The 3933-nt window shown below is 67.0% G+C and carries 7 protein-coding genes; 5 read left to right on the top strand and 2 right to left on the bottom strand.

What is annotated here, in order from left to right:
- Positions 1–697 (bottom strand): hypothetical protein (locus WA965_RS22725; RefSeq protein WP_526448103.1); only part of this gene is annotated, 697 nt, incomplete at its 3' end.
- 34 nt (positions 698–731) lie between these two features.
- On the opposite strand from WA965_RS22725, the gene WA965_RS22720 reads away from it, so the two are divergent.
- Genes WA965_RS22720 through WA965_RS22710 form a run of 3 tightly spaced genes read left to right on the top strand, consistent with a single transcriptional unit; the run spans position 732 to position 1741 of the window.
- Positions 732–980: a type II toxin-antitoxin system Phd/YefM family antitoxin gene (locus WA965_RS22720; protein WP_076056777.1), complete on the top strand. Its 249-nt coding sequence runs from the start codon at positions 732–734 to the stop codon at positions 978–980.
- On the top strand, positions 977–1357 hold the full coding sequence (locus tag WA965_RS22715) for a type II toxin-antitoxin system VapC family toxin (RefSeq protein ID WP_076056775.1): 381 nt from the start codon (positions 977–979) through the stop codon (positions 1355–1357). Before WA965_RS22720 ends, WA965_RS22715 begins: the two co-directional genes overlap by 4 nt.
- A gap of 15 nt (positions 1358–1372) precedes the next feature.
- Positions 1373–1741: a hypothetical protein gene (locus WA965_RS22710; RefSeq protein ID WP_076056773.1), complete on the top strand. Its 369-nt coding sequence runs from the start codon at positions 1373–1375 to the stop codon at positions 1739–1741.
- 48 nt (positions 1742–1789) lie between these two features.
- Here the strand turns inward: WA965_RS22710 and WA965_RS22705 are convergent, their stop codons facing one another.
- A complete protein-coding gene (locus WA965_RS22705; protein ID WP_046361181.1) occupies positions 1790–2170 on the bottom strand; it encodes a hypothetical protein in 381 nt (126 codons plus the stop codon).
- Positions 2171–2290: 120 nt separating this feature from the next.
- On the opposite strand from WA965_RS22705, the gene WA965_RS22700 reads away from it, so the two are divergent.
- Together WA965_RS22700 and WA965_RS22695 are read left to right on the top strand one after the other, a co-directional pair.
- Positions 2291–2560 carry a hypothetical protein gene (locus tag WA965_RS22700; RefSeq protein ID WP_526448102.1) on the top strand — a complete coding sequence of 90 codons (270 nt, stop codon included), beginning with the start codon at positions 2291–2293 and terminating at the stop codon, positions 2558–2560.
- 294 nt (positions 2561–2854) lie between these two features.
- Positions 2855–3718, top strand: a complete 864-nt coding sequence (locus tag WA965_RS22695; protein WP_526448101.1) for a hypothetical protein — start codon at positions 2855–2857, stop codon at positions 3716–3718.
- The last annotated feature ends 215 nt before the right edge of the window (positions 3719–3933 follow it).

Below are 3933 nucleotides of genomic sequence, written 5' to 3'. Positions count from 1 at the left end.
GCATCGGATCGTGCGCGAACATCTCAGCCAGCCACCCATCAACCGTCCCACCCGCGACCGCGGCGCGCAGCCACTCGGCCACCTGCACGATCGTGTCCCGCCGCGGATTCCGGTCAATGTCACCCCAGACCTCGCCGTTCGTCGACGTCAACAACCGCGCCGGCACCCACTCCGCCCACGTCGCCCACCCACGCGTCGCCGCATCAGCGACACCGAGCGCGCCGGCATCAGCATCGTTGAACGGCGGCATGAACACCCGATGCGAACCCACCTGCGGCGCAGCCGCATTCAACTCCGCCGCCCGGACCCGCGCGAGGACCTCCCGCTCACCAGCGCTGCCCGGAATCCCGGCCGCCACCGCCCTCAGCTGCTCCACCAGACCCTCCGGCCGACCGGCGCCCAGCTGCCGCGCGAAATCCGCATCAAGGTTGGTCGCCGCCTCGGACGCCTCCGACGTCCACCCGAAGTCGGCCACCTCGTGATTGGGCCGGGCCCGGTACACCGGCCCATCAGCCTCCAACACCCCGCCCCGGCGCAGCAGCTCGGCCACGGCTTCGGCGTCACTGGCCACACCGCGCACCGTCACGCCATCGCAGCGCTGCGCGCGGAAGAAACCATCGGCGCGCCACTGCAGCGCACCCTCGTCGTCGAGGCCTCGTAAGTCGACGCATCCAAACAGCAACTCCTGCAATGCCATACCCCGAATGTAGCACATGTGCTACCGTGCGGGTATGGAAACTGTGGGAGTCCGCGAACTGCGCCAAAACGCATCCGACCTCGTGCGCCGCGTCCAAGACGGCGAGGAAATCACCATCACCGTCTCCGGCCGCCCCGGCGCCCGCCTCGTCCCGGCCAACCCCAACACCTGGCGCCAGTGGACCGACGTCGCCGACCTCTTCAACGGACCCGCAGACACCGACTGGGACACCGACCGCGACCTCATCGACCAGCAGATCACCGACCCCTGGACGACACGATGAAAGCCATCCTCGACACCAGCGTCGTCATCGCCACCGACCTCCAACCCCTCGAAGGCGACCTCGCCGTCAGCGCAATCACCATGGCAGAGATACACTTCGGCGTCCTCGTCGCCAAGACACAACCAATCCGCGCCGAACGCCTCCGCCGCCTCCTCAAACTGCAGCAGGACTTCGACCCCATCCCCGTCGACCAGGCCGTCGCCACCAGCTACGGACAGCTCGCCGCAGCCGTCGTCGACGCCGGCCGCCAACCCCGCGCCCGCGCCATGGACCTCCTCATCGCCGCCACCGCACACGCCCACTCCGCCCGCCTCTACACCCGCAACGCCGCCGACCTCCAAGGCCTCGACAACCTCATCGACATCACCCCCGTCTAACCCCGCGAGGAACCCATGAAGACCGCGAAACTAAGTGTGCGACAGCAAGAAGCGCTCGAACTCGTCAAGCAAGGCCGCGTGCAATACGGCCACGAATTCCCCAACATGGCGCGCCGCGGCCACGCCACCTACCCGGTCTTCCTTATCGACGGCCACGCCGCCTACAACCAGCAGGGCCGCACCTTGGCCTCACTCGAAGAGCGCGGTCTCCTCGTCATCCGCCACGACCTCGTGCCGCGTGAACCCAAGCCGGCGACCACCAGGACGTCACGCACGCTCACCGGGGAAGCCACGATCACCATCCCCGCCCACGACGCCCCAGTCGATCCCGGCTGGCGCACCGCAGTCGAACTCGCAACGTCGACGGACAGTGCCGAAGATTGAGCGGAACCGGTGGCCGCAGCCGAAAAGGTGAAACGAAGAAACGTTGTTTCAGCGACGGCGGACGATCTCGGCATACCGCGAGTAGATCGCCTGATGCGAGACGCCAAGCGTCCTGGCGATAGCCGGGACCGTGACACCGCGGCGGCGGGCATCTTCAATCGCAGGCGCGGGATCGCACACTGGCGCGAGGATCCGCACCACTAGGAGTGACCACGGCTTCTCGAACGCGTGCAGAAGTTCGTATCGAGGGTCTGTGTGGTCTGCGGCCAAGAGAACAGCCAGAGCATCCTCGGCGTTGGTGCCGGCACCGGCACCTGGGCCAGCTAGCAATCGCTCGGTGGCTTCCAGCCGAGCGGCGTTCAGGGCGGCCTGTGCGACAGCGTTCGATGCTGCGGCCAGCGCATCATCGGACAGGTCATCGAACGCCACGCCGTCGACAGTATCGCCTTGGTGGCAACCATCAATGCAGCCACACCTGCAATGCAACCGCAGCATGTTGTACGCTGCAAGTACAGATTGCACTGCGCGACGTCCCAGAGGGAGCGGTCCATGTCCGACCCACACACCACACAGATCAAAGTGGCCTGCGACGACCTGTACTGCTCACCCCTGGACCCCGTGGCCCAAGCCAACGCCCGCGATCTCCTCCGACAATCCACGCCTGCTTTGGATGAGCGGAACCTCACCCGCCGGATTCGGATCGCCTGCGACGAGCTGCACGACGACCCCAACGACCTCGACGCCCGCCACGCCCTCCTGGCCCTGATCGACCCGACAGCCACAGCGGTGAACCGGCCGACTGTCACCGCCCGCACTTAGGGCATGGCCAATAGCTGACCATCCGGCCGGGCCCGAGGACGGTTTGCACGCGGTGACTGGTGAGCTGAGGACTTCCAGGAATTGAAGCGTCTTCAATCGGCGACCGCTTCGGGGCATTCCCGCAGCTAAACTGACCGCATGGGGCAACCGATGGGATTTGAGGTGCCGGCCTTCCGAGGTGGGTCCGATTCAATGGGGCAGCAGGGCCAGCAGGCGGCATCTGACCTGTCCAGCGGCGTGTCCTCGGCGCTGTCCCCGCCTGGTGCGTCCAGCCCCGTCGGCAGCCAGATCTCCATGCTCACCGGCAGCCTGCAAACTGGCCTCTCGCCGGCCGGGCCAGCGCTGTCCAGCGGTGCGCAAGACCTCAATCAGACGACGCAGGGTGCCATGACGGGAATCCAGAATCAGGACGCGAAGAACGCGGCCGGGTTCGAAAACACCGGCACCCCGGGACAGGGGTTGGCCGGCTCGGATGTCCCCGGTCAGCTCGATCCTGAGTCCATCGATCAGGAAGCCAAAGCCAAGGCCGAGGAGATGCTCGGCGGCGATCAATCGCAGCAGATGATGCAGCAGATGATGCAGATGGGCATGCAGGCCGGCATGCAGATCCCGCAGCAACTCATGCAGCAGCTGCAGCAGATCACCAGCAAGGTGGGCGAGGCGGTCGGCAAGGCTGGCGAGCAGGTGGGCCAGCTCGTCGGCAAGGTCGCCGAGCAGGCCACAAAGGCCGCGACCGAAACTCCGGACCTTGGGCTCGACGGTCTCGGTGGCGCCGGCGGCGGATTCGGCGGCGGTGGCGGCGGCGGAGGAGGTATGGACCCCGGCACCACGATCCCGGCCGGCCTGGAGACCCCGGTGACCCCCATGAACACGTCCAGCGCATTGCAGGGCAGCGCGTTGCAGGCACCCGGTGGTGGATCGCCGGCAGGGGCCGCGGGCAGCCGGATGCCGATGATGCCGATGATGCCGATGCACGGCATGAACGGCGGCGGTAAGGGTGGCGGGGAAGGTACAAAGCGGGATCCCGCGATCTTCCCCGAGGACAAGATCTACGACGCCCCCGGCGGCGTCGAGCAGACCTTCGGCGCGATCCCAGAGATCGAGTCCGAAGAGCCGCCGTTCGGCAATGCCGGCGGCTCGCACTCCTCCGGTCATTAGCCCCGGGGCCCTGCCATTTCCGGTGGTCGCCGCACCCAAGATCAGGGTCGAGGCGGTGTTAGCCTTCCAGTGTGATGAGCACTGGCATTGTGCGCCAGCACTATTCGGCTCATCGCCGCGCATAAGCACACAATCTCGCCGAGCCTGAGGACGCCATGACTGTCGTCGACGACGCCCCCCTGGACACCCACCCCACCCGCAACGGCACCGCGTTC

It is taken from the genome of Mycobacterium sp., from assembly GCF_049683935.1.
In the GTDB taxonomy this organism is placed as follows: domain Bacteria; phylum Actinomycetota; class Actinomycetes; order Mycobacteriales; family Mycobacteriaceae; genus Mycobacterium.
This window is presented reverse-complemented; position numbering and strand designations above follow the sequence as displayed.

Excerpts from the sequence above, each read along its gene's own strand:
- WA965_RS22710 (WP_076056773.1), top strand. The coding sequence starts at position 1,373 with ATGAAGACCGCGAAACTAAGTGTGCGACAGCAAGAAGCGCTCGAACTC.
- WA965_RS22715 (WP_076056775.1), top strand. The coding sequence starts at position 977 with ATGAAAGCCATCCTCGACACCAGCGTCGTCATCGCCACCGACCTCCAA.
- WA965_RS22695 (WP_526448101.1), top strand. The coding sequence starts at position 2,855 with ATGCTCACCGGCAGCCTGCAAACTGGCCTCTCGCCGGCCGGGCCAGCG.
- WA965_RS22700 (WP_526448102.1), top strand. The coding sequence starts at position 2,291 with ATGTCCGACCCACACACCACACAGATCAAAGTGGCCTGCGACGACCTG.
- WA965_RS22720 (WP_076056777.1), top strand. The coding sequence starts at position 732 with ATGGAAACTGTGGGAGTCCGCGAACTGCGCCAAAACGCATCCGACCTC.